Annotated in this window: 19 protein-coding genes; 6 read left to right on the forward strand and 13 right to left on the reverse strand. The window is 70.9% G+C overall.

The features are described from left to right. Positions 1-483 precede the first annotated feature (483 nt). Entirely contained in the window at positions 484-1,491 is a 1,008-nt protein-coding gene (locus NOO62_RS15995) for a stage II sporulation protein M (protein WP_268771558.1), read from the reverse strand. Positions 1,492-1,582: 91 nt separating this feature from the next. On the opposite strand from NOO62_RS15995, the gene NOO62_RS16000 reads away from it, so the two are divergent. Then, positions 1,583-2,755: an RDD family protein gene (locus NOO62_RS16000; protein WP_268771559.1), complete on the forward strand. Its 1,173-nt coding sequence runs from the start codon at positions 1,583-1,585 to the stop codon at positions 2,753-2,755. A gap of 9 nt (positions 2,756-2,764) precedes the next feature. On the opposite strand, the gene NOO62_RS16005 is transcribed toward NOO62_RS16000, so the two are convergent. Both NOO62_RS16005 and ahcY read right to left on the reverse strand, forming a co-directional pair. Next, entirely contained in the window at positions 2,765-3,379 is a 615-nt protein-coding gene (locus NOO62_RS16005; protein WP_268771560.1) for a hypothetical protein, read from the reverse strand. 378 nt (positions 3,380-3,757) lie between these two features. Continuing rightward, entirely contained in the window at positions 3,758-5,212 is a 1,455-nt protein-coding gene (gene ahcY, locus NOO62_RS16010; protein WP_268771561.1) for an adenosylhomocysteinase, read from the reverse strand. 382 nt (positions 5,213-5,594) lie between these two features. Here ahcY and NOO62_RS16015 point away from each other — a divergent pair, with 382 nt between their 5' ends. Next, complete coding sequence (locus NOO62_RS16015) at positions 5,595-7,736, forward strand: PTS fructose transporter subunit IIABC (RefSeq protein ID WP_268771562.1); 2,142 nt, start codon at positions 5,595-5,597, stop codon at positions 7,734-7,736. A gap of 115 nt (positions 7,737-7,851) precedes the next feature. Here the strand turns inward: NOO62_RS16015 and NOO62_RS16020 are convergent, their stop codons facing one another. The 7 genes from NOO62_RS16020 to NOO62_RS16050 form a co-directional block, all read right to left on the reverse strand. Further along, the gene (locus NOO62_RS16020; RefSeq protein ID WP_268771563.1) at positions 7,852-8,811 is read right to left on the reverse strand and encodes a cation diffusion facilitator family transporter; all 960 of its coding nucleotides are present in this window, start codon (positions 8,809-8,811) and stop codon (positions 7,852-7,854) included. A gap of 108 nt (positions 8,812-8,919) precedes the next feature. Continuing rightward, entirely contained in the window at positions 8,920-10,071 is a 1,152-nt protein-coding gene (gene manA, locus NOO62_RS16025; RefSeq protein WP_268771564.1) for a mannose-6-phosphate isomerase, class I, read from the reverse strand. A 164-nt stretch (positions 10,072-10,235) separates the two neighbouring features. Then, entirely contained in the window at positions 10,236-11,435 is a 1,200-nt protein-coding gene (locus NOO62_RS16030) for an SIS domain-containing protein (protein ID WP_268771565.1), read from the reverse strand. Positions 11,436-11,494: 59 nt separating this feature from the next. Beyond that, positions 11,495-11,671: a Trm112 family protein gene (locus NOO62_RS16035; protein WP_079036845.1), complete on the reverse strand. Its 177-nt coding sequence runs from the start codon at positions 11,669-11,671 to the stop codon at positions 11,495-11,497. A 314-nt stretch (positions 11,672-11,985) separates the two neighbouring features. Then, a complete protein-coding gene (locus tag NOO62_RS16040) occupies positions 11,986-13,350 on the reverse strand; it encodes a phosphomannomutase/phosphoglucomutase (protein WP_268771566.1) in 1,365 nt (454 codons plus the stop codon). 165 nt (positions 13,351-13,515) lie between these two features. Then, on the reverse strand, positions 13,516-15,132 hold the full coding sequence (locus tag NOO62_RS16045) for an L-lactate permease (RefSeq protein ID WP_268771567.1): 1,617 nt from the start codon (positions 15,130-15,132) through the stop codon (positions 13,516-13,518). A 128-nt stretch (positions 15,133-15,260) separates the two neighbouring features. Beyond that, positions 15,261-15,683: a DUF3499 domain-containing protein gene (locus tag NOO62_RS16050; RefSeq protein WP_150184425.1), complete on the reverse strand. Its 423-nt coding sequence runs from the start codon at positions 15,681-15,683 to the stop codon at positions 15,261-15,263. A 262-nt stretch (positions 15,684-15,945) separates the two neighbouring features. On the opposite strand from NOO62_RS16050, the gene NOO62_RS16055 reads away from it, so the two are divergent. Beyond that, positions 15,946-16,398 (forward strand): metallopeptidase family protein, encoded by a 453-nt coding sequence (locus NOO62_RS16055; RefSeq protein ID WP_268771568.1) that lies wholly within the window; start codon positions 15,946-15,948, stop codon positions 16,396-16,398. A 76-nt stretch (positions 16,399-16,474) separates the two neighbouring features. On the opposite strand, the gene NOO62_RS16060 is transcribed toward NOO62_RS16055, so the two are convergent. From NOO62_RS16060 to NOO62_RS16070, 3 genes are all read right to left on the reverse strand, one after another. After that, the gene (locus tag NOO62_RS16060) at positions 16,475-17,965 is read right to left on the reverse strand and encodes a DUF5719 family protein (RefSeq protein WP_268771569.1); all 1,491 of its coding nucleotides are present in this window, start codon (positions 17,963-17,965) and stop codon (positions 16,475-16,477) included. Next, positions 17,962-21,726 (reverse strand): glycosyltransferase family 2 protein, encoded by a 3,765-nt coding sequence (locus NOO62_RS16065; RefSeq protein WP_268771570.1) that lies wholly within the window; start codon positions 21,724-21,726, stop codon positions 17,962-17,964. Before NOO62_RS16065 ends, NOO62_RS16060 begins: the two co-directional genes overlap by 4 nt. A 255-nt stretch (positions 21,727-21,981) precedes the next feature. Next, the gene (locus NOO62_RS16070) at positions 21,982-22,245 is read right to left on the reverse strand and encodes a WhiB family transcriptional regulator (RefSeq protein WP_016642094.1); all 264 of its coding nucleotides are present in this window, start codon (positions 22,243-22,245) and stop codon (positions 21,982-21,984) included. 660 nt (positions 22,246-22,905) lie between these two features. Here NOO62_RS16070 and NOO62_RS16075 point away from each other — a divergent pair. From NOO62_RS16075 to NOO62_RS16085, 3 genes are read left to right on the forward strand one after another with little or no spacing between them, the layout of a single operon-like run. Beyond that, on the forward strand, positions 22,906-23,421 hold the full coding sequence (locus NOO62_RS16075; RefSeq protein WP_268771571.1) for a cysteine dioxygenase: 516 nt from the start codon (positions 22,906-22,908) through the stop codon (positions 23,419-23,421). 34 nt (positions 23,422-23,455) lie between these two features. Then, a complete protein-coding gene (gene cofD / locus NOO62_RS16080; RefSeq protein ID WP_268771572.1) occupies positions 23,456-24,412 on the forward strand; it encodes a 2-phospho-L-lactate transferase in 957 nt (318 codons plus the stop codon). Next, positions 24,409-25,761: a coenzyme F420-0:L-glutamate ligase gene (locus NOO62_RS16085; protein WP_268771573.1), complete on the forward strand. Its 1,353-nt coding sequence runs from the start codon at positions 24,409-24,411 to the stop codon at positions 25,759-25,761. Before cofD ends, NOO62_RS16085 begins: the two co-directional genes overlap by 4 nt. The last annotated feature ends 27 nt before the right edge of the window (positions 25,762-25,788 follow it).

A 25,788-nucleotide genomic window follows, 5' to 3' on the forward strand; every position in this document is an offset into this window, starting at 1 on the left:
GCCGGAGACGGGGTTATCAACATATCTGGCGTTGACTTTTGGCACGCTGTTGAGTTCTCAAGGAACGGACGCTTCCTTTGTACTCACTCGCAGAAGACTCTCTGCGGCTTTCCTCCGGGCGCTTCCCTTCGGTGTTTCTTTTGTTCTTGCTGTTCTTGCGTTTCCGACTCTATCAGACTCTTTCGTGTCCGACTTCCTCGGTGCCTTTCCGGTTCCCGCTCCGGCCTTTCGGCTTTCGCGTTTCCCTTTCCGGCGGTTCCGACTTTATCAGAAGTTTTCGGCCGGTCTTACCGGCTTCGGATTCCGAATCATCGGGATGGCTTCTCGTATTGATGAGATTCGAGAAGCAGGAAGATATTAACTGTCGCCGCTGGACTTGTCCAACTCTAGGCAACTGTTCGAATCTACCTCCCCGGTCCTTCCGTGTCAACGGTTTTTCCGGGGCGATGAGGAGACTAGCAGGTCAGTCGGGCCGTATGCACATCAAGCGGCGAGGGGGACGGAAGCGCTGCGTTCGGTGCTGTCGAGGTCGCCGGTTTCTCCTGCTCTGGCGGCTCTTCCGCCCAGCACGTAGACGTACAGAAGGAAGGCCAGTTCGGCGCCGATTCCGATGGCGATGCGGGCCCATGTCGGGAGGCCCGACGGGGTGACGAAGCCTTCGATGGCGCCCGAGACGAAGAGGACCAGGGCCAGGCCGATGGCCATGCCCAGGGCTGAACGGCCCTCCTCCGCGAGCGCTGTGCGGCGCGTGCGAGGGCCCGGGTCGATGACGCTCCAGCCGAGACGTAGGCCCGTACCTGCCGCGACGAAGACTGCGGTCAGCTCCAGGAGGCCGTGGGGCAGGACCAGGCCCAGGAAGGTGTCCAGGCGACCGGCCGAGGACATCAGGCCGATGCCCACTCCGAGGTTCAGCATGTTCTGGAAGAGGATCCATATGACGGGGAAGCAGAGGAACGCTCCCAGGACGAGGCACATGGCTGCCGCCTGGGCGTTGTTCGTCCACACCTGGGCGGCGAACGAGGCTGCGGGGTGACTGGAGTAGTACGTCTCGTACTCACCCCCGGGACGGGTCATCTCCCGGAGGTCGCTGGGGGCGGCGATCGTGGACTGCACCTCGGGGTGCGTTGCGATCCACCAGCCGATGACCGCCGCGAGGACCGTCGACAGCAGAGCCGTGGGGATCCACCAGCGGCGGGAGCGGTAGACCGCGGCGGGGAAGCCGTGCGTCAGGAAGCGGGTCACGTCGCGCCAGGAGGCTCGTCGCGTACCGGTTATGGCACTACGCGCGCGTGCCACCAGGTGTGTCAGCCGTCCGGTGAGCTGTGGGTCCGGGGCGCTGGACTGGATCAGGGAGAGATGGGTGGCGGTGCGTTGGTAGAGGGCGACCAGTTCGTCGGCCTCTACTCCGGAGAGGCGGCGCCGGCGGCGCAGCAGGGCGTCCAGTCGGTCCCACTCGGCTCGGTGGGCGGACACGAAGACGTCGAGGTCCATCGGAAGACTGCTCCTCGTACTGCGGCGCGTGATTGTTCAGCTTGGCAGACTGGCCAGTCCTACGGCAGGGCAGGGAAGGGTGGCGGGCGGCGTGAGTGAGCTTGTGACGGGTGAGGCGGTGGCATTGGAGCTACGGCCCGCGAAGCTGCCGAGCCGGGCACTGGCCGTGCTGATCGACCTGGCCGTGGCACTGGTGCTGTATCTGGTGGTGACCTTCGGGATCATCGCCTCTACTTCTTCGTTGGACGATGCCGCGGCTGCCGCGGTCGCGGTCGCCAGCTTCGTACTCGTTCTGATCGGTATACCCATCGCTGTGGAGACGCTCAGCCATGGGCGGTCGCTCGGGAAGCTGGCGTGTGGGCTGCGCGTGGTGCGGGACGACGGTGGGCCCATCCGGTTCCGGCACGCGCTGGTGCGGGGGGCCGTCGGGGTCGTCGAGATTCTTATGACGTTCGGGGTCGTCGCGTGCATCGCGTCGCTGGTGTCGGCGCGGGGGCGGCGGCTCGGGGATGTGTTCGCGGGGACGCTGGTCGTACGGGAGCGGGTGCCTGCGGGGCGGGACGCGTTCGTTCCTCCGCCGCCGCCCTGGCTGGTCGGGCGGTTCGCCGAGCTGGACCTGTCCGGGGTGCCGGAGGGGTTGTGGCTGGCCATCCGCCAATACCTCACGCGGATGGGGCAGCTGGATCCGCAGGTGGGCGGGGCGATGGCTGAGCGGCTCGCGGGGGATCTGGTGCAGCGGACGGGTGCACCGGCACCGTATGGGGTGCCGGCTGCCGCGTATCTCGCCGCCGTGGTGCATGAGCGGCAGGCTCGGGATGCTCGGCGGGCGTTTGGTGGGGATGGGGCAGGGGCGGGATTGCGGACGGGGTCGGAGATGGACGGCGGGGGTGACTCTCGCACTGACCGTTCTCGCGCGTACGGCTCTGTGGCTGCGGCCAGTTTCGGCGCTCCCGGTGCCGCCGGTGCGTCTGCCGCTCCCGGTGCCGAGGGTGAGTTCGGAGCCGAGGGTGCGCCCGGTGCGACTGGTGCTGCGGGTGCGCCCGGTGCGTCTGCCGCTCCCGGTACCGAGGGTGAGTTCGGTGCCGAGGGTGCGCCCGGTGCTGGCGGTGCGGCTGGTGCTGTTGGTGAGTTCGGTGCTGGCGATGTGTCTCGTACTGGCGGTGCGGCTGGTGCTTCTTCTGTCCCTCGTGTTCGGGATTCCGGGTCCGGGGGGTCCGATACGGAGGAGGGGCCCCCGGCCACCGGGTTCGTGCCGCCTGCGTGAGGGGGCGTGTCAGGTGAACGTCGACGGTGGGGTTTCGAGGTGTTCCAGCTCGATTCCCGGGGCCGCCAGGACGACGTCACCGGCGATGTGGACGGCGTGCTGCTCGCCGGTGTCCAGGGCTGTGACCTGGTATTCGTCGACGGTTAGGGGGCCGTTGTCAGTGGGGTGTGCTTCGCTTTTCAGCAGGGCCCAGGACTGGTCGAGGGTGCGGGGGGCGAGGACCGGGTCCGTGAAGGCGACCAGGCGGAGTCGGGTCGTGGGGGACGTGGGGGTGAGGCTCAGGAGCCTGGCCGTCGCGATGAGGAAAGCGGGGGATGTGCCGGTGAAGGCGTGGGCGGGGGCGTTGTCTTCGGTGGCGTGCGCGCCTGTGGGGTCGGTGCGGACCCAGGTGACGCCGTTGAGGGCGGCGGCGCGGACCTGCCAGTCGCCCGCGTGGAGTTCGAGGCGGATGGGGCGGCCGCGGGCGTCGAGGGCGAGGTCGACGGAGCCTGCCGGGGTGCCTGAAGGGGTGGTTCGTTGGGAGACGTAGCGCCAGCCGGAGGGGCCGGGTGCGCAGTGGAAGTGTTCTTTACCGAGGGGAGCGTGATCGTGCGGATCATGGAGCGAATAACGGCCGCGGGGCATGGGTCTCGGTCCTCGGTCCTGTTCCTGGCGTGAGTCTCGTCGGGCGTGAGTCTCGTCCGGCGTGGTCAGTCTCGGGCGTGGGTCTCATCCGGCGCGAGTCTGGTCCGGTATGAATCTCGTCCGCGTGGGTCTCATCCGGCGTGAATCTCGTCCGCGTGGATCTCATCCGGCGTGCTGAGTCTCATCGGACGTGGGTCTCATCCGGCGTGGTCAGTCTCATCGGGCGTGGGTCTCGTCCGGCATGAATCTCGTCCGCGTGGGTCTCATCCGGCGCGAGTCTCGTCCGGCGTGCGTCTCATCGGCGCAAAGGGGCAGGCCCCCGCCGCTGGGGCGAGGGCCTGCTGAAGTGGTGCGTGCTGACCGGCGGCCGGTGGGGCGTCAGTAGCGGTAGTGGTCGGGCTTGAAGGGGCCGTCGACCTCGACGCCGATGTAGGCGGCCTGCTCCGCGCTCAGCTTCGTCAGCTTGACGCCGAGGGCGTCCAGGTGGAGGCGGGCGACCTTCTCGTCCAGGTGCTTGGGCAGCACGTAGACACCGGTCGGGTACTCCTCCTGCTTGGTGAACAGCTCGATCTGGGCCAGCGTCTGGTCCGCGAACGAGTTCGACATCACGAACGACGGGTGCCCGGTGGCGTTGCCCAGGTTCAGCAGACGGCCCTCCGAGAGGACGATCAGCACCTTGCCCTCGGGGAAGGTCCAGGTGTGCACCTGGGGCTTGACCTCGTCCTTGACGATCCCGTCGATCTGCGCGAGACCCGCCATGTCGATCTCGTTGTCGAAGTGACCGATGTTGCCCACGATCGCCTGGTGCTTCATCCGGGCCATGTCCGCGGCCATGATGATGTCCTTGTTGCCCGTCGTCGTGATGAAGATGTCGGCGCTTTCGACGACCTCGGCCAGCGTGGTGACCTGATAGCCGTCCATCGCCGCCTGCAGCGCGCAGATCGGGTCGACCTCCGTGACGATCACCCGCGCACCCTGCCCGCGCAGCGACTCCGCACAGCCCTTGCCCACATCCCCATACCCCAGCACGACGGCAGTCTTGCCGCCGATCAGGACATCGGTGGCGCGGTTGATGCCGTCGATCAGGGAGTGGCGGCAGCCGTACTTGTTGTCGAACTTCGACTTGGTCACCGCGTCGTTCACGTTGATCGCGGGGAAGAGGAGCGTGCCCTCCCGGTGCATCTCATACAGCCGGTGCACACCGGTGGTGGTCTCCTCGGTCACCCCGCGGATCTCCGAGGCCAGCTGGGTCCACTTCTGCGAGCCCTCGGTGATGGTGCGGTTCAGCAGCTGCAGGATGACGCGGTGCTCGTCGTTCTCCGCGGTCTCCACCGCGGGAACCTTGCCCGCCTTCTCGTACTCGACGCCCTTGTGCACCAGCAGGGTGGCGTCCCCGCCGTCGTCCAGGATCATGTTCGGGCCGCCGGTGGGCGTGTTCGGCCAGGTCAGCGCCTGCTCCGTGCACCACCAGTACTCCTCCAGGGACTCGCCCTTCCAGGCGAACACCGGAATGCCCTGCGGGTCCTCCGGAGTGCCGGTGGGACCCACCGCGATCGCCGCGGCCGCGTGGTCCTGGGTGGAGAAGATGTTGCAGGAAACCCAGCGGACCTCGGCGCCCAGCGCGACCAGGGTCTCGATGAGCACCGCGGTCTGCACCGTCATGTGCAGGGAGCCCATGATGCGGGCCCCCGCCAGCGGCTGGGAGGCCGCGAACTCCTTGCGGATCGACATCAGACCGGGCATCTCGTGCTCGGCCAGAGTGATCTCCTTGCGGCCGAAGGCCGCCAGGGACAGGTCGGCGACCTTGAAGTCCTTGCCGTTGATGAGAGTCATGAGTGAGCTGCTCCTCGTGGATCGATTGAGGGTGGACATGGCTGACCTGCGGCGTTGGGTACACGGGCAGACACCGAGGTGAACACACCGGTGCACCGACGCGCGCAGCGCAGTCCGTCGGAGGCCCTCTCTCCCTCGGACAGTCCGTACGCGGACCGCCCGACCGCCATCAGCAGCGACGTCTGGCTCGGTCACCAAGCTACACCGATTGGCCCAGCAAGCCCCAGCCCGCATCAGGGCACGTGATGTCTGGCGAATAGGGCGTCAGACCCGGAGGATATGGGACCTTTGCGCTTTTGATCCTGCGCTTATGTGTTGCAGGATGCCTTGAGATCGGGAACATTTGCGCGATCTTGTTAGGCGAAGGCGTTAGGAGATCCACGTGACCAGTCCGGCCGATCCCCCCATAGGCGGTGACAGCGGCGAGCGTAAGCGGCTCAAGCTGCTCGCCGTGACCGCCTGTCCGACCGGTATCGCTCACACATACATGGCGGCGGAGAAGCTCTCGCAGGCCGCGGAGAGCCTCGGCATCGACATGAAGGTGGAGACGCAGGGTTCCATCGGGGCCGAGAACGTCTTGACTGACAACGATGTCAGAGAAGCCGACGGCATCATCATCGCAGCCGACAAGGACGTGGACCGCAGCCGGTTCGCCGGTAAGCGTGTGCTGTCCGTCGGTGTGTCCGAGGGCATCAGCCGCCCCGAGCAGCTCATCGAGCAGGTGCGGAACGCGCCCGTGCACGGTGGGGGTGCGGGCGGCGGTGCCGCGGGGAGCGCCTCGACCGGCGGCGGAGCGGGTGGAGGCGGTGGCGGCGGTCGGGAGCGGAGCGTCGCGTACAAGGCGCTGATGAACGGCGTCTCGTACATGATTCCGTTCGTCGTGGTCGGCGGGCTGCTGATCGCCATCTCGCTGTCGCTCGGCGGGCACACCGACCCCAAGGGCGGGCTCGTCATTCCGGACGACTCGTTCTGGATGCACGTCAACCAGATCGGCACCATCGGGTTCACGCTGATGGTGCCGATCCTGTCGGGATACATCGCCTACGCGATCGGCGACCGGCCCGCGCTGGTGCCGGGCATGATCGGCGGCTGGATCGCGAACACCGGTGAGCTGTACGACTCCAAGGCGGGCGCGGGCTTCATCGGCGCCATCGTCACCGGTTTCCTGGCCGGTTATCTGGTGCTGTGGATCAAGAAGGTCAAGGTCCCCAAGTTCGTCCAGCCGATCATGCCGATCATCGTGATCCCCATCATCGCGACGACCGCGCTCGGGCTGTTCTTCATCTACGTCATCGGTAAGCCCATCTCGTGGGTCTTCGAGCATCTGACCAGCTGGCTCAGCGGGATGACGGGGACGAGTGCGATCCTGCTCGGCGCGATCCTGGGGCTGATGATCGCCTTCGACATGGGCGGTCCCGTCAACAAGACCGCCTTCCTGTTCGGCGCGGGGCTCATCGCGACCGGCAACCAGACCGTCATGGGCATGTGCGCCGCGGCCATCCCTGTCATGCCCCTCGGGCAGGGTCTCGCGACGCTGCTCCGCAAGCGGCTCTACAGCGAGCAGGAGCGGGAGACCGGGCTCGCGTCCTTGTTTATGGGCTTCTTCGGTATCTCCGAAGGGGCCATTCCGTTCGCCGCCGCGCGGCCCGCGCAGGTCATCCCGGCCAACATGCTCGGTGGCGCCGTCGCCGGTGCCATCGCCGGTATGGCGAGCGTGAAGGACGCGGTGCCGCACGGCGGGCCGATCGTGGCGGTCCTCGGCGCGGTCGGCGGCGTGCCGATGTTCTTCGTGGCCCTCGCCATCGGTTCGGTCGTCACGGCGCTCACCACCGTGACGCTGGTCGACCTGAGCGAGCGCAAGCGGCGCGGGGCCTCCCCCGCCGACGCGAAGGGTGCGCAGGGTGCGCGGGGTGGGCTCGGCGGGCCCGAGCCGGTGCTCGCCGGGGTCGGGGCCACCGCGAGTGGCGCGGCCGTCGACGCCGGGTCCTCGCAGAACGAGGGCCGTGCGGCGCAGAAGCAGCCTGCCGCTCCCGCCCCCGCACCGCATGCGGAGGAGCAGGCCGACGACGACGTTCTCTCCGGCTATCTCACGCGGCAGACCGTCAAGGTCCAGTTGGCCGCCGACGACAAGGAAGCGGCCATCCGGGAGATGGCGGCGCTGCTCGCCTCCACCGGCAAGGTCAACGACGTCGAGGAGCTCGTGCAGACCGCGTTGCGGCGCGAGGCGCAGGGCACCACCGGGCTCGGCGAGGAGATCGCCATCCCGCACGCCAAGACGGACGCCGTGGACTCGCCGCTCGTCGGGTTCGCGCGGTCGTCGGAGGGCATCGAATGGGGCTCGCTCGACGGTACGAAGGCGAAGCTCATCTTCATGATCTCCGTACCGGAGGCGGCCGCGGGCGATGAGCACCTGCGGATCCTCGCCCTGCTGTCGCGCAAGCTCATGGACACGGGCTTCCGTGAGCGGCTCGAGGCCGCACCGGACGACGCCGCCGTCCTCGACGTGCTGCGTGAGGTCCAGTAGGCGGTCGCGCCTTTCGAGTACGTACCCGCCTTCCCAGTAGGTACCTTCCCAGTACGTGGATGGGGCCCCGCACCTTCTCGGTGCGGGGCCCCATCCACGTATGAGCGAAGCGGACTCAGTGGCCGCCGGGTGACTTCGCCGGGTTCTCACCCGCGGCTGCCGCCGACTCGCTGTAGATGTCCGGTTCGAGGTAGATCACGCGGGCGATCGGGACGGCGGCGCGGATGCGTTCCTCCGCCGCGTTGATCGCGCCGGCGACCTCGGTGGCCGTGTCGTCGTGCTGGACGGCGATCTTGGCGGCGACGAGCAGTTCCTCGGGGCCGAGGTGGAGCGTGCGCATGTGGATGACCTTGGTGACGGTCTCGCCGTCGACCACGGCCTTCTCGATCTTGGCGACCTCCTCCGTGCCCGCGGCCTCGCCGAGCAGCAGGGACTTGGTCTCCGCGGCCAGGATGATCGCGATCAGGATGAGCAGGACGCCGATGCAGAGCGTGCCGATGCCGTCCCAGACGCCGTCGCCGGTGGCCAGGGCGAGGCCGACGCCGCCGAGGGCGAGGACCAGGCCGACGAGCGCGCCGAGGTCCTCCAGGAGGACGACCGGCAGCTCAGGAGCCTTGGCGCGGCGCACGAACTGCGTCCAGCTGAGGGCGCCGCGCGTCTGGTTGGACTCCTTGATGGCGGTACGGAAGGAGAAGCTCTCCGCGATGATCGCGAAGACCAGGACTCCGACGGGCCAGTACCAGTGCTCCAGCTCGTGCGGGTCCTTGATCTTCTCGTAGCCCTCGTAGATCGCGAACATGCCGCCGACCGAGAAGAGGACGATGGAGACGAGGAAGGCGTAGATGTAGCGCTCGCGGCCGTAGCCGAACGGGTGCTGCGGGGTCGCCTCGCGCTGTGCCTTCTTGCCGCCGAGGAGCAGCAGGCCCTGGTTGCCGGAGTCGGCGAGCGAGTGGACGCTCTCGGCGAGCATCGACGACGAGCCGCTGAAGATGAACGCGACGAACTTCGCCACCGCGATCGCGAGGTTCGCGGCGAGTGCCGCGACAATCGCCTTTGTTCCGCCTGACGCGCTCATGAGTGCGGGGTGTCCCTTCGCCTACGTATGTACCGACCACGGTGCCGGGCTTGCTTTGCCCGGCCTTTGCGGTGGGTCATTGTTGCAGCACGGGAGGGCGGTGGTGCGTCAGGCCACCACAGTGGCCCGGAAAAGCGTGCCGCCCCCGGACACTTCGGCCTTTTCGCCCGCGGGGACGAATGCGGACTGACCGGGCGTCAGGGTGAGTTCTCCGGCGCGGACCGAGCCCGCGGTGCAGAGCAGGATCTGCGGGGTGGCGGCGGTGAGGTCGTGCGGGGCGGCGCCTTCGGGCAGGACGAAGCGGGAGAGGCGGAACTCGTCGATCGGGGTTTCGTAGACCTCTTCGCCGTCGGGCGATGCCTCCGGGCGCAGCACGCCGGGGTCGGTCGCCTCGAAGCGGACGATGCGCAGGAGTTCGGGTACGTCGACGTGCTTGGGGGTGAGGCCGCAGCGCAGGACGTTGTCGCTGTTGGCCATGATTTCCACGCCGAGGCCGTCGAGGTAGGCGTGCGGGACGCCGGCGCCGAGGAACAGGGCCTCGCCGGGCTGCAGTCGGACGTGGTTGAGGAGCATCGCCGCGATGACGCCGGGGTCACCGGGGTAGTGGTGGGCGATGCCCGCGTACGGCTCGTAGGCGCCGCCGAGGCGTTGGGCGGCGGCCGTGACCTCGGTGACCGTCTCGTTCATCTGCTCGGGGTCGGCGGACAGTAGGGCCGTCAGGACCTCGCGCAGGGCGGCCTCTTCGGGCTGGGCGCGCAGCAGGTCGACGTACGGCTTGAGGGAGTCGACCTCCAGGGCCTCAAGGAGGTCGGCGGTCTCGGCGGGCGGGCGGAAGCCGCAGAGGCCGTCGAAGGGGGTGAGGGCGCAGATCAGTTCGGGCTTGTGGTTGGCGTCCTTGTAGTTGCGGTTCGGTGCGTCGACGGGGACGCCGCGGTTCTGTTCGTCCGCGTACCCCTCCTTGGCCTGCGCGAGGTCGGGGTGGACCTGGAGGGAGAGCGGGGCGCCCGCGGCGAGGAGCTTGAGGAGGAAGGGCAGACGCGGGCCGAACTTGGCGGCCGCCGCCGTGCCGAGCTCGTGCTCCGGGGCCGCGTCGATGACCTCGTTCAGTGCGCCGCGCTCGGTGCGCGAGGGTGCGCCGGGGTGGGCGCCCATCCACATCTCGGCCTGCGGCTCACCGCTCGGCTCGGCGCCGATGAGCTCGGCGATGGCGGTGGTGGAGCCCCAGGCGTAGGGGCGGATGGTGTTGGTGAGGCGGTCCACGGAGGGGCTCTCCCTTGCTTACTGCTGCGTGCGCGAGTGCGGAGGTGTGGCGGCGGCCGGTGTGGCTTTCCGAACGGTGGCCGGTGTGGCTTTGCGAACGCTGACCGGTGTCGCTTTCCGAACGGTGACCGCCGTGGCTTTGCGAACCGTGACCGGCGCGGTGGTCATGCTCCGTGCCCTGGGGCGAGCGAGAGGTAAACGGCGGCGAAATCCGTGACGGCGATCAGCTCCGCGAGGGCTTCCAGTTCGTCGCCGGTCTCCGGTTCCAGCTCGCTGAGCGCGACGTCGTGGCCGTGTGCCAGTTCGCGTGCGGCGGGGGCCGCGGTGAGGCCGCCTGCGTCCGTGGGGCGGTCGCGGAGCAGCACCACGCGCGGGCGGAGGGCCGCCGGGTCGTCGACGCGGTCGCGGAAGAAGTCGTCGGTGTCGCCGCCGCCCGTCGGGTTGCCCGCGAGGACGGCGCCGTGGGCGGGGAGTGCCTCGGGCAGTTCGGCGGCGAGCGCGGCGTGCCCGGCGAGTTCCGCGAGGGTGGCGGCGAAGCGGCGGCCCGCCGCGCCCGCGGACTGCCCTTCGGTCCAGATCAGCGGGAGCGCGTCGGTGAGTTCGGCGGCGAGCGTCTTGGCGGGGTTGCTGTACGTCGCGATGGCGGGCCCGCAGCGTTCCGCGACGTGGTCGAGGCGGTCGGCGACCTTCTGCAGGACGTCGACGGGGGCGGTGACCAGGCCGGTGCGGTCGAGGAGGACGAGCAGCGGGACGAGGAGGGCCCACAGGGTGCCGGGGGCGCCGGGGGCGGCTTCGTCCTCGACGCGGCGTGCCTCGTACGACGCGGAGCCGCGGGTCGCTTCGTCGTTGGTGCCCTCGTACGCGCCGTAGGGCGAGCTCGCCAGGGGCACGGTGAGGCCGTGGCTGCCCTCCACGCTCTCGGCGAGCGGGGTGCGGGCGGGGGCGACGGCGACGACGGTGCAGCCGCGGCGGTAGGCCTGCTCGGCGAGGAGCGAGAGGCCGGGTTCGGTGCCGTCGGGGGTGGCGATGAGCAGCAGGTCGACGGGGCCGACCCAGCCGGGCAGCGCCCACCGCAGGGCTCCGGCGGCGGGTGCGACGCCGGTCGGGGCCAGCCGGATGACGGGGCAGCCGGTGCCCACGAGGCCGTCGAGGAGGTCGGCGACGCAGGCGGCGGCGGTGCCCGGGCCGGCGATGAGGACGGCGCGGGGGCGGCCGTCGGGCTTGAGCTCCGTCAGCCCCGCCTCCGCGGCGTGCCGGACGGCGGTGCGGACGCGGGCGCCTGCCTCCGCCGCGCCGCGGAGCAGTCCGCGGCGGTCGGCGCGGGCGAGCGCCTCGGGGTCGTCGAGCAGCGACTCGTCGAGCATGGGGTCAGGTCTCCGATCGCGGGGCGCGGCTTCCTGCGGGTGCCGGTCGGCGGGCGGCGCTACGCGGGGCGGCGCGCCTCGTCGACGAGGAGTACGGGGATGCCGTCGCGGACCGGGTAGGCGAGGCCGCATTCCTTGGCGTCCGCCGTGCAGACCAGCTCGGTCTCCGTCTCCTTGAGGGGAGCGTGGCAGGCCGGGCAGGCGAGGATCTCCAGGAGGCCGGCTTCGAGCGGCATGGGGTGGGTCCCTTCGAACGGATGTGCTGGAACGGGTGTGAAGGCTGGTGCGCGCTGCTGCGGCGGGGTGTTCGCGGGCAGCGGTTTGCAGTGGTCCGCCGGGAGCCGCGCCGCCGCCGCGCAGGATGCGGCCTGGTCAGCCTACCTCCGTGCGGGGCGGGGCGTGGGGGTCGTCGCGGGGGTTCCGGTGCGGGTGGGCAGTGCCGGGGCCGGTGGTCTTGGCGCTGCCGCCCCGCTCGGGGCCGGTGGTCTTGGCACTGCCGCCCCGCTCGGGGCCGTGGGCCACGGCGCTGCCGCCCCGCTCGGGGTGGGTGTCAGGCTCGGATGATCGCCAGTGCCTCGTCCCGGACCTTGGCCATCGTCGCCCCGTCGCGTGCCTCGACGTTCAGGCGCAGGAGGGGCTCGGTGTTCGACGCGCGTACGTTGAACCACCAGTCGGCGGCGGTCACGGTGAGGCCGTCGAGCTCGTCGAGGGTGACGCCGTCCTGGTCCGCGTACGCCGTCTTGATCGCGGCGAGGCGGGCGGTCTGGTCGTCGACCGTGGAGTTGATCTCGCCGGAGCCCGCGTAGCGGTCGTACTGGGCGACGAGACCGGAGAGCGGGCCTTCCTGGCCGCCGAGGGCCGCGAGGACGTGGAGCGCGGCGAGCATGCCGGTGTCCGCGTTCCAGAAGTCCTTGAAGTAGTAGTGCGCCGAGTGCTCGCCGCCGAAGATCGCGCCGGTCCTGGCCATCTCCGCCTTGATGAAGGAGTGGCCCACGCGCGTGCGGACCGGCGTGCCGCCGTTCTCCTTGACGACCTCCGGCACCGACCAGGAGGTGATGAGGTTGTGGATGACCGTGCCCTTGCCGCCGTGCTTGGCGAGCTCGCGGGAGGCGACCAGGGCGGTGATGGCGGACGGGGAGACCGGGTCGCCGTTCTGGTCGACGACGAAGCAGCGGTCCGCGTCGCCGTCGAAGGCGATGCCGAGGTCGGCGCCCTCCTCGCGGACGCGCTGCTGCAGGTCCACGATGTTGGCCGGGTCCAGCGGGTTGGCCTCGTGGTTGGGGAAGGTGCCGTCGAGCTCGAAGTACATGGACACGAGCTCCAGGGGCAGGCCCTCGAAGACCGTGGGGACCGTGTGTCCGCCCATGCCGTTGCCCGCGTCGACGACGACCTTGAGGGGGCGGATGGCGGTCAGGTCGACGAGGCCGCGCAGGTGCGCCGCGTAGTCGGTGAGGGTGTCGCGCTGGGTGACGGTGCCCGGGGTCGCCGCGGACTCGGGGGCACCGGAGTCGCGCCAGCGCTCCACGAGGGCGCGGATCTCGGCGAGTCCGGTGTCCTGGCCGACGGGGGCGGCGCCGGCCCGGCACATCTTGATGCCGTTGTACTGGGCGGGGTTGTGCGACGCGGTGAACATCGCGCCCGGCAGGTTCAGTGCCCCCGACGCGTAGTACAGCTGGTCCGTCGAGCACAGCCCGATCTCCGTGACGTCGACGCCGAGGGCGGCGGCGCCGCGCGCGAAGGCACGCGAGAGGCCCGGCGAGGAGGGGCGCATGTCGTGGCCGACGACGATCGCGTCCGCCACCGTGACCTGCGCGAAGGCCGCCCCGAACAGCTCGGCGAGTGACTCGTCCCATTGGTCGGGGACCACCCCGCGGACGTCGTACGCCTTCACGATCTGGGACAGATCAGCAGTCACGGCCAACCCTCTCTGCAGGTTCTGCGATGTCAGCGCGTACGGAGAGTCCTCCGCGCAGCACAAAACTACCCGCTGGGACCGACAGCGGGCCGGGCTCCGGCCACGGGTCTCACGCCACGGCCACCTCACAGGAATCCCGGACGCCTCACAGAACGCCCGGACACCTCACGGCAGCATCCAGCCGAGGGCCGCCGTGCTCTGTCCCACCACGATCAGGCACATCACCAGGAGCAGGCCGAGGCTCCACGGCAGCACCTTGCGCAGCAGGTCGCCCTCCTTGCCCGCGAGTCCGACGGCGGCGCACGCGATCGTCAGGTTCTGCGGGGAGATCATCTTGCCGAGGACGCCGCCGGAGCTGTTGGCGGCGGCGAGGAGTTCCGGGGAGAGCCCTGACTGCTGAGCGGCCGTCACCTGGAGGGAGCCGAACAGAGCGTTGGCGGAGGTGTCGGAGCCGGTCACCGCGACGCCGAACCAGCCGAGCACGGGCGACAGGAAGGCGAGTCCCGCGCCGGCGGCCGCTACGTAGTGCCCGATCGTGGCGGCCTGCCCGGAGAGGTTCATGACGTAGGCGAGAGCCAGTACGGACGTCACGGTGAGGATCGCGAAGCGCAGTTCGTGGACGGTGGCCACCCATTCCCGTACCGCCACGCGCGCGTGCACGCCGATGATGGCGGCGGTGCCCACACCCGCGAGCAATACCAGCGTCCCGCCCGTGGACACCAGTGGCAGCGAGAAGACGTTGCCGCCGACCGGGTCTCCGGAGGGGTCTGCGACGTTCAGGAAGGGCCAGTCGAAGGTGCGGGTCGCCTTCGCGAGGAAGTCCTTGACGGCGGGGATCTGGGCGAGGGAGAAGACGGCGATGATGAGGGCGTACGGGGCGTAGGCGCGCAGCACTTCGGGGCGCGGGTCGTGCTGGTCGAGGTCTTCGCTGCGTACGCCGGTGAGGACCGCGGCGCGGACGGGTTCGGCGGCGGGCCTGCGGGCGTGCGGCACGGCCATGAGCGCGCCGGCGCCCGCCAGGGCCGCGCCGATGTCGGCGAGCTGCGCGGAGACGAAGTTGGACGCCGCGAACTGTGCGACGGCGAAGGCGGATCCGCAGGCCAGGGCGGGTACCCAGGTCTCGCGGAGCCCGCGCCGCCCGTCCACGAGGAACACCAGGAGCAGCGGCACGACCAGGGCGAGCAGGGGTGTCTGGCGGCCGACGACCGTGGCGACGGTGTCGAGCGGGAGGCCCGTCACCTGAGCCAGCGTCACCACGGGGGTGCCCATCGCTCCGAAGGCCACGGGCGCGGTGTTGGCGACGAGGGCGACGACCGCGGCGCGCACCGGGTCGAAGCCGAGCGCGACGAGCATGACGGCGCTGATCGCGACGGGCGCCCCGAACCCGGCGAGCGCCTCCAGGAGCGCGCCGAAGCAGAACGCGACGACGAGTGCCTGGATGCGGGGGTCGTCGGAGAGCCTGCCGAAGGAGCGGCGCAGGATGTCGAAGTGCCGGGTGCGGACCGTCATGCGGTACACCCACAAGGCGTTGACGACGATCCACAGGATGGGGAAGAGGCCGAAGAGTGCCCCTTGGGCGGCGCTGGAGGCGGTCTGGCCGAGCGGCATGCCGTACGCGAGCCAGGCGACGAGGACGGCGACGGCGAGGCCGATGAGTCCGGCCCTGTGGGCCTTCATGCGGACGGCGCCGAGGAGGACGAGGACGGTCAGGAGGGGCAGGGTCGCGATGAGCGCGGACAGGCCGAGCGAGTCGGCCACGGGCTCCAGGTGCTGCACGTACACAGGGCGCCTCCCGGCTGTGGGGTGGCGAAATCCTCAGGGCCCGGTCGAACGCGCGTCAACGATGCGGACGGAGAAGATCCGGTGAAGGCGGCGGAGGTCGTGCCTGCCGGCTCTCGGAGGGGTGGGGCTTAGTTGTCCGGTGAGCGCAGCACCCTCAGGTGACCGCGGCGCGCGACCTCCATGGGGTCGGCCCTGCGGGCGCCGCCGCCGGCCTCCGCCGCGCGCTCCTGGGGTCGTGCGGCCTCGCGCACGGCGTTGGCGAGCGCTTCGAGGTCGTCGCCCGAGGGGCGGGCCGGTCCGGAGGCGTCGGCGAGCCGGACGACCTCCCAGCCGCGGGGCGCGGTGAGGCGCTCGGAGTGCTCGGCGCACAGGTCGTAGCAGTGGGGTTCGGCGTAGGTGGCGAGGGGGCCGAGGACCGCGGTCGAGTCGGCGTAGACGTACGTCAGCGTCGCGACGGCGGGACGGCCGCAAGCGGTGCGCGAACAGCGACGTACAGGGCTCACAGCGTTGGACGGTACCGCACTCTTGAGCGGGCCGCGACGACTCTCCATGAGGTCACTCCACCGTGTCGTCGGGCGGCCCGTCCAGCGACGCGTTACCCGAACACCTGCTTGACCTGCGAAGACTCCAGTGACTGCTGGGGCGGGTGGTATTGATTCCGGTCATCACATGGCTTGGATCACGTCATTTGGCGTGAGATCGACGATCCAGGAGAGATACGGAATTGAGTCCAAGCTCGTCGGGATCGGTCAGGAAGCGACATGTCGCGCACCGCGCGGAAAGGGCGATCTCGGGTACTACGCTTCGTCAGTGATGGACGACCCCCTGCAGCCCCGCGCCGCCGACCCGAGGCCCCGCCGCCGCGACCGCCACGGCCGGGGCATGCGCGGCCCCGTTGCTCCGCCTCAGGTCCCGCTCTCCACCAGCCGCGGGGAGGCCTTCACCGACCTCGTGCAGGACTCCGTGGAGCGGCTGGAACGGCGCTGGCCGCAGCTCACGGAGATCGAGTTCGTGGTCCTCGAAGTGCCGCCCATGGGTGGGCCCGACGCGGAGTGGCAGGACGAGGTGGTGCCGCTGGGCGGCACGATCTCGGCGGCCGACGGGCGGCCCGCGCGCGTGGTCATCTACCGCCGCCCGGTGGAGATCCGCACCAAGGGGCGCGACGAGCGGGCGCACCTCGTGCACGAGGTGGTCGTCGAGCAGGTCGCGGAGCTGCTCGGACTCTCCCCCGAGTCGGTGGACCCGCGCTACGGGGACGAGGACTGAGCCGACGCCCCCCCCCCCCCCCCCCCGCGCGGGAGATGCTTTTACTTCTGGAGCACCACCCGCGCGGGAGGCGTTTCTACTTCTGAAGCACCGCCAGATCCCGCTCCGCCTTCGGCACTTCCACCGTCCCCCGGTCGTCCGGCAGCGGCTGGACGGTGAACATGGGGAGGCCCTCCTCCGGTACGGACAGCATCCGCGATCCGTAGACCGGGCCGCCGGAGACCGGCTCCACCGTGAGCGCGTACGCACCCTTGAGGCCCGCGGGTTTCGGCGGATCCGCGATCTCCAGGGTGGTGCCGCCCTTGACCGTGTACGTCTTGGTGGCCGGTGAGCCGCCCCCGGTGCCCGCGGACGCCGTGACCTTGACCTCCGCCGACTTCTCCGGGGCGACCAGCGAGAGCGTGGAGCCCTTGGCGCGGTTGTCGGCGACCGTGGCGCGCGCGCCGACCGCGGGCGTCGCCGGGATGAACGCCGTCTCCTGCTTGCTGCCCTTGCCGCGGGTGACCCGAAGGGCCGCCACCACGGGCACCGACCTGTCGGTCGGCGACAGGACCAGCGAGCCCGCTTCGCCCTTGGTGACGTCGCCGAGGTCGACGGCGGCCGTCATGCCGGACTTGACCTGGAGGCTCTCGTGCCCGGCCGGGGTGATGGTGCCGGTCGGCGAGGCGAGCTGGACCTTCAGGTCGGCGTCGTCGGAGCCGGGTGTGTAGGCCACCAGACGGGCCGAGGTGGCGTCCTTGGGAATGCCGGGCAGGACGAGGCTGTCGGCGGGGTCGGCAGCGGCGGGCAGCCAGTCGCCGCCCAGTTTCTCGTCGGAGGACTGCACGGCGGCCGCGACGCGTCCGCTGCGCGCGATCACGTGCATGGTGACGTTCGTTTCCTTCTTGTCGGCGAGCGTGGACAGCAGCACCGGGACGCTGGAGTGCGGCTGGACCTGGATCGAGTCGCCCACCGCGGACGTGACCTCGCCGTCGGGGCCGAAGAGCTCCACGTCGACGACGGCGGCGGAGTCGTCCGGGTTCGTCAGGTGGATGTAGTCGCTGCGGTCCTTGGCGGTGCTCGCGCCGGGGAACCAGAAGTCCGTGTCGGGCGCCGTGCAGTTGGTGCCGTGCATGCCGCGGCCGCTGCCCGCCGCGTACGTCGTGGTCTGCTGCACGGTCCAGCCGGGGGCGAGGCCGCCGTCGGCCGTGCCGATGAGCGCGGGTGACTCGGCGCCGGACTGTTCACCCGCGACCGGCTCGCCGGGTGCCTTCTGGGTGAGGAAGGGCTTGGCCTTCTTGTCCTTCTCCTTGGCGGCGTCCGTGAGTGCCTTGCTGACGGGCAGCAGTTCCGCCTTGCCCTTGTCCTCCGCGCCGTCCGCCTTGGGGGTGAACGCCGTGTACGACGTCTCGGCGAGGTCGGAGGAGCTGGGCACCGGGCAGAGCAGGCTGGTGCGCTCGACGGGGAGCCGCGCCGCGGCCTTCGCCCCGGCGTCGTCCGTGCCGTCCGAGCCGCCGAACGCGGCGAACCCGGTGACGGCGCCGAGCGCGACGACCACGGCGATCAGGGACTGGGTGGGGCGGTTCACTGCTGGCTCCCGTCGGGGCGCTCACTGTCGGTGCCGTGGGGCGGTCGCGGGGGCGGCGGCGGCATGGGGGGCTGCCGCTGGTCCTGGTGCTGCTGGTCCTGCTGCTGCTGATGGCGGTCGTACGACGCGTCGTACGAAGCGTCGAAGGAGTGCCCGTACTGCTGTTGCGCCCCTCCGTAGACACCGCCCGCCCCTCCGTAGGACGCGTACGGGTCGTACTGCGCGCCGTTCTGGTAGGCGTCCTGCTGGTACGCCTCCTGCCCGTACGTCCCGGACGGGTACTGGCCGCCCTGGTACTGGCCGCTTTGGTACTGCTGCCCCGCGTCGTACGCGCCCTGTTCGGCGCCCGCGGGGGCGGGGGTCTCCCACCCGTCGTAGGACTGCGACTGCTGCTGCGGGACCGCGGCGGGTGCCTCCTCCGAAGGAGGAGGCGGTACGTCCTGGCCCGCAGCCTGCGCCTCCTGCGCCGCCTGCTCGTTCTGGGCCCGCAGCCTGCGCGCCCTGCGGCCCTCGCCATCGACCGCCTGGGCGGGGACGACGGGCTCGTCGGGCAGGTCGTCGTCGACGTCGCGGCGGCGGCCCGGCAGGGCCATCACCACGAGGACGACGGCGAGGGCGCCCTGCGCCCAGAGCCAGGCCGTGTGGGTCATCGGGGGGTCGTAGGTGACGTCCAGGCGGCCGCCCGCGGTGGGCAGTTCGAAGCCCTGGGCCCAGCCGTCGACCGTGGTGCGGGGCAGCAGGCGGCCGTCGAGGGTCGCCGTCCAGCCCGGGTCCGCGGAGTCGGCGAGGCGCAGGACGCGACCCTCGTCACCGGATTCGATCTTCGTGTGGAGCTCGACGGGGCCTGCCGCGACGGGTTCCGGGTCGCCCGTCCTCGGGACGACGGCGGCCCGCGCCACCTGCCGGTCCACGCGCCACAGGGCGCTGCCGTCCTCCTGGCTGAGCCGGGTCAGGCCCGGGGTCGCGTCCAGGGTGCGGCTCATCTGGCGGGGTGCTCCGTCGCGTACGAGGACGTACCGCACCGCGTAGCCACCGAGCTGGTCGGCCTGGTCGGCGCCGGAGCCCGCGACGAGGCGGGCGACGACCTTGTCGAGCCGCTCGTCGTCGGCGGCCGCCGCGGCGAGTTCCGCGTCGCCGAGCCGGGCGCCGGAGCCCCGTACGAGCGAGTAGGAGACCTGGGCGGCGGAGTCGCTGTCGAGGACGAGGGTGCGGGCCTGGTCCTCCGTGCCGCTCTCCTCCGCGACGAAGGCGGGCACCTGCACTGGGTCGCGGCGCTCCAGCGGGCCGTCGGCGCCGCCGATCATCCAGCCCGCGGCGACGAGCAGCGGTCCCGCGGCGGCGGCGAACGCGATGAGCGCGGCGACCGGCTGGCGCCAGCCGAAGCTCTGTTCGGCGACACGCGCGCGTGCACCGTCGGCGCCGAGCGCGGCGGCGGCCAGGAGCGCGATTCCGTAGCCCAGCGTGGCGGGGCCTGCCCACGTCGAGCTGTTCGACAGGACGGCGAAGACCAGCGAGACGAGGGCCGCGACCCAGGCGGCGCGGACGGCGCGCTGCCGATCGCTGCGCAGCAGGGCGCCGAGTGCGGCGAGGACGATGCCGATGAGCAGCAGGCCGTCCACGGTGCCGGGGCCGCCGGGGCTCGCGCCGAGCAGGTCGGTGGCGGTCGCGGAGTCGGCGCCGAACTCCAGGCCCGCTTCCTTGAAGAAGCCGAAGGGCAGCAGCGTCAGGGACCAGGGGGCGAGGACGAGCAGCGGGGTGCCGAGTGCGGCGAGGAACCGCAGGCCGTACGCCGTGATGTCGCCGCGGCGCACCACCAGGAGGGCGAGGCCGAGCACCAGGGCGATCGGCCAGACGATCGGGGTGAAGGCCGTGGCGAGGGTCAGGAGCAGCGTGTACGCCCATGTGGCGCGCCAGGTGCCGCGGGTGCCGTGCGGCGCCGCGAGGCCGCTCGCCGCGATGCCCGCGCGCGCGATGAGCGGCAGCAGGACGGCGAGGACGGCGGTGCCGATGCGGCCGCCGGCGAGGGCGCCGGTGGCGGCGGGCAGGAAGGCGTACGCGATCGATGCCCAGGCGCGCAGCAGGCGGGAGGTGACGAGCGGGCGCGAGGCGAAGTAGGCGGCGAAGCCTGCCAGGGGGACGGAGCCGACGAGCAGGACCGTGACCGCGAGTCCGGTGGAGCCGAAGAAGAGCGTCGACAGGCCCGCGACCAGTGCTACGTAGGGCGGCGCGCCCTGCGTGCCACCGGTGCCGACGGGGTGCCAGACGTCGAGGTAGCGCGCCCACAGGTCCGAGGAGTCGGCGGGCGCGGGCAGCAGTGCGCCGCCGGCCAGGGCGCCGGAGCCGAGCAGGGCGCGGCAGGCGATGAGGGAGGCGAAGAGGAGCACTACGAAGAGCATCGGTCCCGGTTTGCGGGCGATGCGCTTGAGGCGGGCGAACTGCTCGATCTCCAGGAAGTCCGCGTCGTCGCCGCCGGGTCCGGACTCGACGACTCCGTGCCGTCCGGCGCCCGCGGGGGCTTCGGCGTCATTGCCCCCGACGAGGCTGCCCGCGGCCTGTTCGACGGTGGCGCGCACGGTGGCGCCGGGCGGCGGGAAGAGGGCGCGCATCTCGGCGGCGTCGGGCACGGGCTTGCCGCGCTGTTTGCGGGCGGCGAGGACGCGGCCGGGACGCAGCACGGTGGCGAGGAGCCCCGCGACTTCGTCGAGCGCCTGCACGGGCGCCTTGCCGACGAGGTAGGCGACGGTGCGCAGGAGGGTGCCGACGACGACTCTGAAGAGCACCCAGGGAAGCACGGCCGAGCGGGCGTTGACGAGCAGGGTGTACGTGGCGCCGGCCTTGTCGACGCGGTGCGGCGACGTCGCCGTGCGGCCGACGCAGTCGACGGTGCGGCGCTCGCGCGAGGAGGCCTCGGCGTGCCGGACGACGGCGTCGGGGGCGACGAGGACGCGGTGGCCCGCGGCGTGCGCGCGCCAGCACAGGTCGACGTCGTCGCGCATGAGCGGCAGGCGGCGGTCGAAGCCGCCCAACTGTTCGTAGACATCGCGGCGGATGAGCATGCCGGCGGTGGAGACGGAGAGCACGGGGCGGACGTGGTCGTGCTGGCCCTGGTCCTGTTCGCGCCGGTCGAGGCCGGTCCAGCGGCGGCCGCTGTTGGCGATGGAGACGCCGACTTCGAGGAGTTGCCTGCGGTCGTACCACCCGCGGAGCTTGGGGCCTACGACGGCGACTTCCTTGCCGAGCTCCTGTTCGTTCTCGACGACGCGGAGCATTTCGGCGAGGGCGTCGGGGTCGGGTGCGCAGTCGTCGTGGAGCAGCCAGAGCCACTGCACGGGTTCGCCGTGCGGCAGTTCCGGCATGTCATACGTCTCGTCGCGCCAGGTGCGGCTGACCGGGTCCCAGCCGCTGGGGCGCTTCAGATACGGCAGCTCTTCGGGGGTGAGCACGGCGGCGGTGCGGACGGCCTCTTCGACGGCGGTGCCGAAGCCGGAGCGGCGGGCGAGGTGCAGCACGCGGTCGGCGCCGAGGGCCTCGGTGACGAGCCGGGCGGAGTCGTCCGCGCTGCCGGTGTCCGCGGCCACGGCGTTCTGCACGGGCCGCTCCTGGCCGAGGAGCCCGGCCAGGGCGTCGGGCAGCCAGCGGGCGCCGTCGTGGGAGACGAGGACGGCGGTCACGATGTGCCGCGGGAACGCGGGCGGGTGTGTCGGGTCGAACCCGGCGGCGGCGGCCTCTTGGTGGGCTGCCGAATGGCTGTGCACGGACATCGAGGTACGGGCCCCGGTTCGATGGACTGCGGTTGACGCCTGCGCCCTGCGGGGGCGCCGGGGCGTCTCGGACGGGGCCCCACACTAACGGCTGGCACCGGAACGGCCCGCCGCCTGTGGATAACCCCTGGGCGACGGGCCGTTCGTTGCGCATTGTTTGAGGGATATGTGTGCCGTATCGGTTGCCGTACCGGTTGCCATGTCGATCGCTGTATCGGTTGCCGTATCGGTCGTGCGGCGCGTGCCGACGGGGGTTCAGACCGCGGCCTTTTTCAGTCGGCGGCGTTCACGCTCGGACAAGCCGCCCCAGATACCGAATCGTTCGTCGTTCGCGAGTGCATACTCAAGGCATTCGGAGCGGACTTCGCAGGCGAGGCAGACCTTCTTGGCCTCGCGCGTGGAGCCGCCCTTCTCGGGGAAGAAGGACTCGGGGTCGGTCTGGGCGCACAGTGCGCGCTCCTGCCAGCCGAGTTCCTCGTCCGCGTCCTCGACCAGCAGTTCCTGAACCAGCTCGGTCATGTGCGCCCCTCGTCTGTCTGTGCGTCCCCGTGGTGCTGCTGTGCCGGTTTCGGGTGAACGACACGAGTGAAATTACAAGTGTGCCGATCCGGGCCAGTCAAGCCGAGATCTGCTATTGGGCCCCTTATTCACTCTGCGGAACCAAGGCTGTGCGGAAAGTGTTCAAATCGGCCTAAACCATGACACCGTTCGGCAGCCGCCCGGCACTCCGCACCGCGTTCCCCCAAAAAGTGATCTCAGTCGGAGATCACCCGGTCGGGTCTCAACGAGAAAGACGACGAGGTTTGAGCGTCGGTTGCTGCGCCATGTGTCCGGAGCGGCGTCTGCACAAACCTTTCGCCTGACAGAACAACCGGATGAGGTGAAACATATTCCACATACTGGACACCGAGTTGACACCGGAGGTGTGAGGCGCTGTTCTGGTGGGCATGCTCGCGAACCTGGCTCTTTCGATGACCCGCACCAGCGGGTCCATCGGTGCTGCCCACGCGCGCTGCTGCTGTTCCTGCTCCAGCTGTTGAGTCCACTCCAGCTGTCGAGCCGCTTTCCGCTCCACCTCTCTGCCGCACCACCTCTCTTCTCCCTGATCCTCGCTCTCCCTCTGCGCTTCACCTTCCTTCGCGACACCCCAGCACTCTTACGTTGAGGAACCACCGCACGATGAACAGCGACAGCGACCTCCAGATCGCCGGCGACATCCTCGAAGTTCCGCACCTCCTGCAGCCCGCCCGCGAGCACCCCGCCACTGTGGCCGAGTTCGTCGGCCTCGCCCGCGCCATCGCCGCGGACCGCTCCCAGTGGGCGCACCTCGTCCAGTACGACGCCACCAGCCGCTGGTACCACCGCCTGCGCACCGGGCCCGGGTACGAGGTGTGGCTGCTCTCCTGGGTGCCCGGCCAGGGCAGCGGACTGCACGACCACGGACGCTCCTCCGGCGTGCTCACCCTCCTGGAGGGCGAGCTGACCGAACACACGGAGCGGGGCACGCGGGCGCTCGGCGCGGGCGCGCAGCGCGTCTTCGCGCCGGGGTACGTCCACGAAGTCGTCAACGACTCCCTCGAACCAGCCGTCAGCCTGCACATCTACTACCCCGGCCTCACCGAGATGCCGATGCACTCCGCCCAGTGCGCCGCCGCCGTCGCGCCGGACAGCACGGAGGATGTCGTAACCGCCTGACACGGTGTCGTAGGCGCCTGACATGCTGGGGGCCATGCGCATTGTGGTTCTGGCCGGCGGCATCGGCGGCGCCCGTTTCCTCCGTGGCCTCAAGAAGGCCGCGCCCGACGCGGACATCACGGTCATCGGCAACACCGGTGACGACATTCACCTGTTCGGTCTCAAGGTCTGCCCCGACCTCGACACCGTGATGTACACGCTCGGCGGCGGCATCAACGAAGAACAGGGCTGGGGGCGTACGGACGAGACGTTCAAGGTCAAGGAAGAACTCGCGGCCTACGGAGTCGGGCCCGAGTGGTTCGGGCTCGGCGACCGTGACTTCGCCACGCACATCGTGCGGACGCAGATGCTGGGCGCCGGATACCCGCTCAGCGCCGTCACCGAGGCACTGTGCGAGCGGTGGCAGCCCGGGGTGCGGCTCATCCCCATGTCCGACGACCGCATCGAGACGCACGTCGCCGTCACCGTGGACGGCGAACAGAAGGCCGTGCACTTCCAGGAGTACTGGGTACGGCTGCGCGCCTCCGTGGACGCGCACGCCGTGGTGCCCGTCGGCGCCGAGCAGGCCAAGCCCGCACCCGGCGTCCTCGAGGCCATCGCCGAGGCCGACGTCGTGCTCTTCCCGCCGTCCAACCCCGTCGTCAGCGTCGGCACGATCCTCGCCGTGCCCGGCATCCGCGAGGCCATCGCCGACGCGGGCGTGCCGGTCGTCGGCCTCTCCCCCATCGTCGGCGACGCGCCCGTGCGGGGCATGGCCGACAAGATGCTCGCGGCCGTCGGCGTGGAGACGAGCGCCGCGGCCGTCGCCGAGCACTACGGAAGCGGGCTGCTCGACGGCTGGCTCGTCGACAGCGTCGACGCGGGCGTGGTCGAGCGGGTGGCGGAGGCCGGGATCCGCTGCCGGGCCGTGCCGCTCATGATGAGCGACCTCGACGCCACCGCACAGATGGCCCGCGAGGCGCTGGCGCTTGCCTCGGAGGTACGGGCGTGACCCCTGTGACTCCGCCGTCGTACCGCGTGTGGGCCGTGCCCGGGCTGCCCGAGGTGCGCCAGGGTGACGACCTCGCCAAGCTGATCGCGGCCGCGGAGCCGGGGCTCGCCGACGGGGACGTCGTGCTGGTCACCTCCAAGATCGTCAGCAAGGCGGAGGGGCGGATCGTCGAGGCGGCCGACCGGGAGGCGGCGATCGACGCGGAGACCGTACGGGTCGTGGCGCGCCGCGGGACGCTGCGCATCGTCGAGAACCGGCAGGGACTCGTGATGGCGGCGGCGGGCGTCGACGCGTCGAACACGGCGGCGGGGACGGTGCTGTTGCTGCCGACCGATCCCGACGCGTCGGCCCGCGCGGTGCGCGAGGGGTTGCGGGACGCGTTGGGTGTCGACGTCGGCGTCATCGTCACCGACACGTTCGGTCGGCCCTGGCGGGCCGGGCTCACCGATGTCGCCATCGGGGCGGCGGGTGTGCGGGTCCTCGACGACCTGCGGGGTGGCGTGGACGCGTACGGCAATCCTCTTGGCGTGACGGTCGTCGCCACGGCGGACGAGCTCGCTGCCGCGGGGGACCTGGTGAAGGGGAAGGCTGCGGGGTTGCCGGTCGCGGTGGTCCGGGGGCTTTCGCGGGTCGTTGCGGGTGCGGGTGCGGGTGCCGTGGATGCGGGGGCCGTGGGTGCGGGGGCCGTGGACGAAGGGGCTCGGGCCCTTGCGCGTGGGGCTCGGGATGACATGTTCCGGCTCGGGACGTCCGAGGCGGTACGCGAAGCGGTGACGCGGCGGCGGACCGTGCGGGAGTTCTCCGACGAGGAGGTCGACCCGGGCGCGGTGCGGCGGGCCGTCGCCGCGGCGTTGACCGCGCCCGCGCCGCACCACACGACTCCGTGGCGCTTCGTGCTCCTCGAGTCCGCGGCGTCGCGGGTCGAACTGCTCGACGCGATGCGGGACGCGTGGGTCGCGGACCTGCGGCGGGACGGGAAGTCGGACGAGTCCATCGCGAAGCGGGTGCGGCGGGGGGATGTCCTGCGCAAGGCGCCCTATCTGGTGGTGCCCTGTCTGGTGATGGACGGCTCCCATACGTACGGGGACGTGCGGCGGGATGCGGCCGAGCGGGAGATGTTCGTCGTCGCGATGGGGGCGGGCGTGCAGAACTTCCTGGTCGCGTTGGCCGGGGAGCGGCTTGGGTCCGCGTGGGTTTCCTCGACGATGTTCTGTCGGGATGTGGTGCGGGATGTTCTGGGGCTGCCGGGGGGTTGGGATCCGATGGGGGCGGTGGCTGTGGGGCATCCGGTGAGTGAGCCGGCTTCGCGGGGCGGGCGGGTTGTGGAGGAGTTTGTGGAGGTTCGTTAAGGTTTTTTGCGCGGTTCCCCGCGCCCC

This window comes from Streptomyces sp. Je 1-369 (genome assembly GCF_026810505.1).
Classification (GTDB): domain Bacteria; phylum Actinomycetota; class Actinomycetes; order Streptomycetales; family Streptomycetaceae; genus Streptomyces.

What these genes read in the sequence shown, in the direction of transcription:
- NOO62_RS16075 (WP_268771571.1), top strand. Translation starts at nt 22,906, where the DNA reads ATGAACAGCGACAGCGACCTCCAGATCGCCGGCGACATCCTCGAAGTT.
- NOO62_RS16055 (WP_268771568.1), top strand. Translation starts at nt 15,946, where the DNA reads ATGGACGACCCCCTGCAGCCCCGCGCCGCCGACCCGAGGCCCCGCCGC.
- NOO62_RS16070 (WP_016642094.1), bottom strand. Translation starts at nt 22,245, where the DNA reads ATGACCGAGCTGGTTCAGGAACTGCTGGTCGAGGACGCGGACGAGGAA.
- NOO62_RS15995 (WP_268771558.1), bottom strand. Translation starts at nt 1,491, where the DNA reads ATGGACCTCGACGTCTTCGTGTCCGCCCACCGAGCCGAGTGGGACCGA.
- NOO62_RS16050 (WP_150184425.1), bottom strand. Translation starts at nt 15,683, where the DNA reads ATGGAGAGTCGTCGCGGCCCGCTCAAGAGTGCGGTACCGTCCAACGCT.
- NOO62_RS16005 (WP_268771560.1), bottom strand. Translation starts at nt 3,379, where the DNA reads ATGCCCCGCGGCCGTTATTCGCTCCATGATCCGCACGATCACGCTCCC.
- NOO62_RS16030 (WP_268771565.1), bottom strand. Translation starts at nt 11,435, where the DNA reads ATGCTCGACGAGTCGCTGCTCGACGACCCCGAGGCGCTCGCCCGCGCC.
- NOO62_RS16065 (WP_268771570.1), bottom strand. Translation starts at nt 21,726, where the DNA reads ATGTCCGTGCACAGCCATTCGGCAGCCCACCAAGAGGCCGCCGCCGCC.
- NOO62_RS16035 (WP_079036845.1), bottom strand. Translation starts at nt 11,671, where the DNA reads ATGCCGCTCGAAGCCGGCCTCCTGGAGATCCTCGCCTGCCCGGCCTGC.
- ahcY (WP_268771561.1), bottom strand. Translation starts at nt 5,212, where the DNA reads ATGACTCTCATCAACGGCAAGGACTTCAAGGTCGCCGACCTGTCCCTG.
- cofD (WP_268771572.1), top strand. Translation starts at nt 23,456, where the DNA reads ATGCGCATTGTGGTTCTGGCCGGCGGCATCGGCGGCGCCCGTTTCCTC.
- NOO62_RS16020 (WP_268771563.1), bottom strand. Translation starts at nt 8,811, where the DNA reads ATGAGCGCGTCAGGCGGAACAAAGGCGATTGTCGCGGCACTCGCCGCG.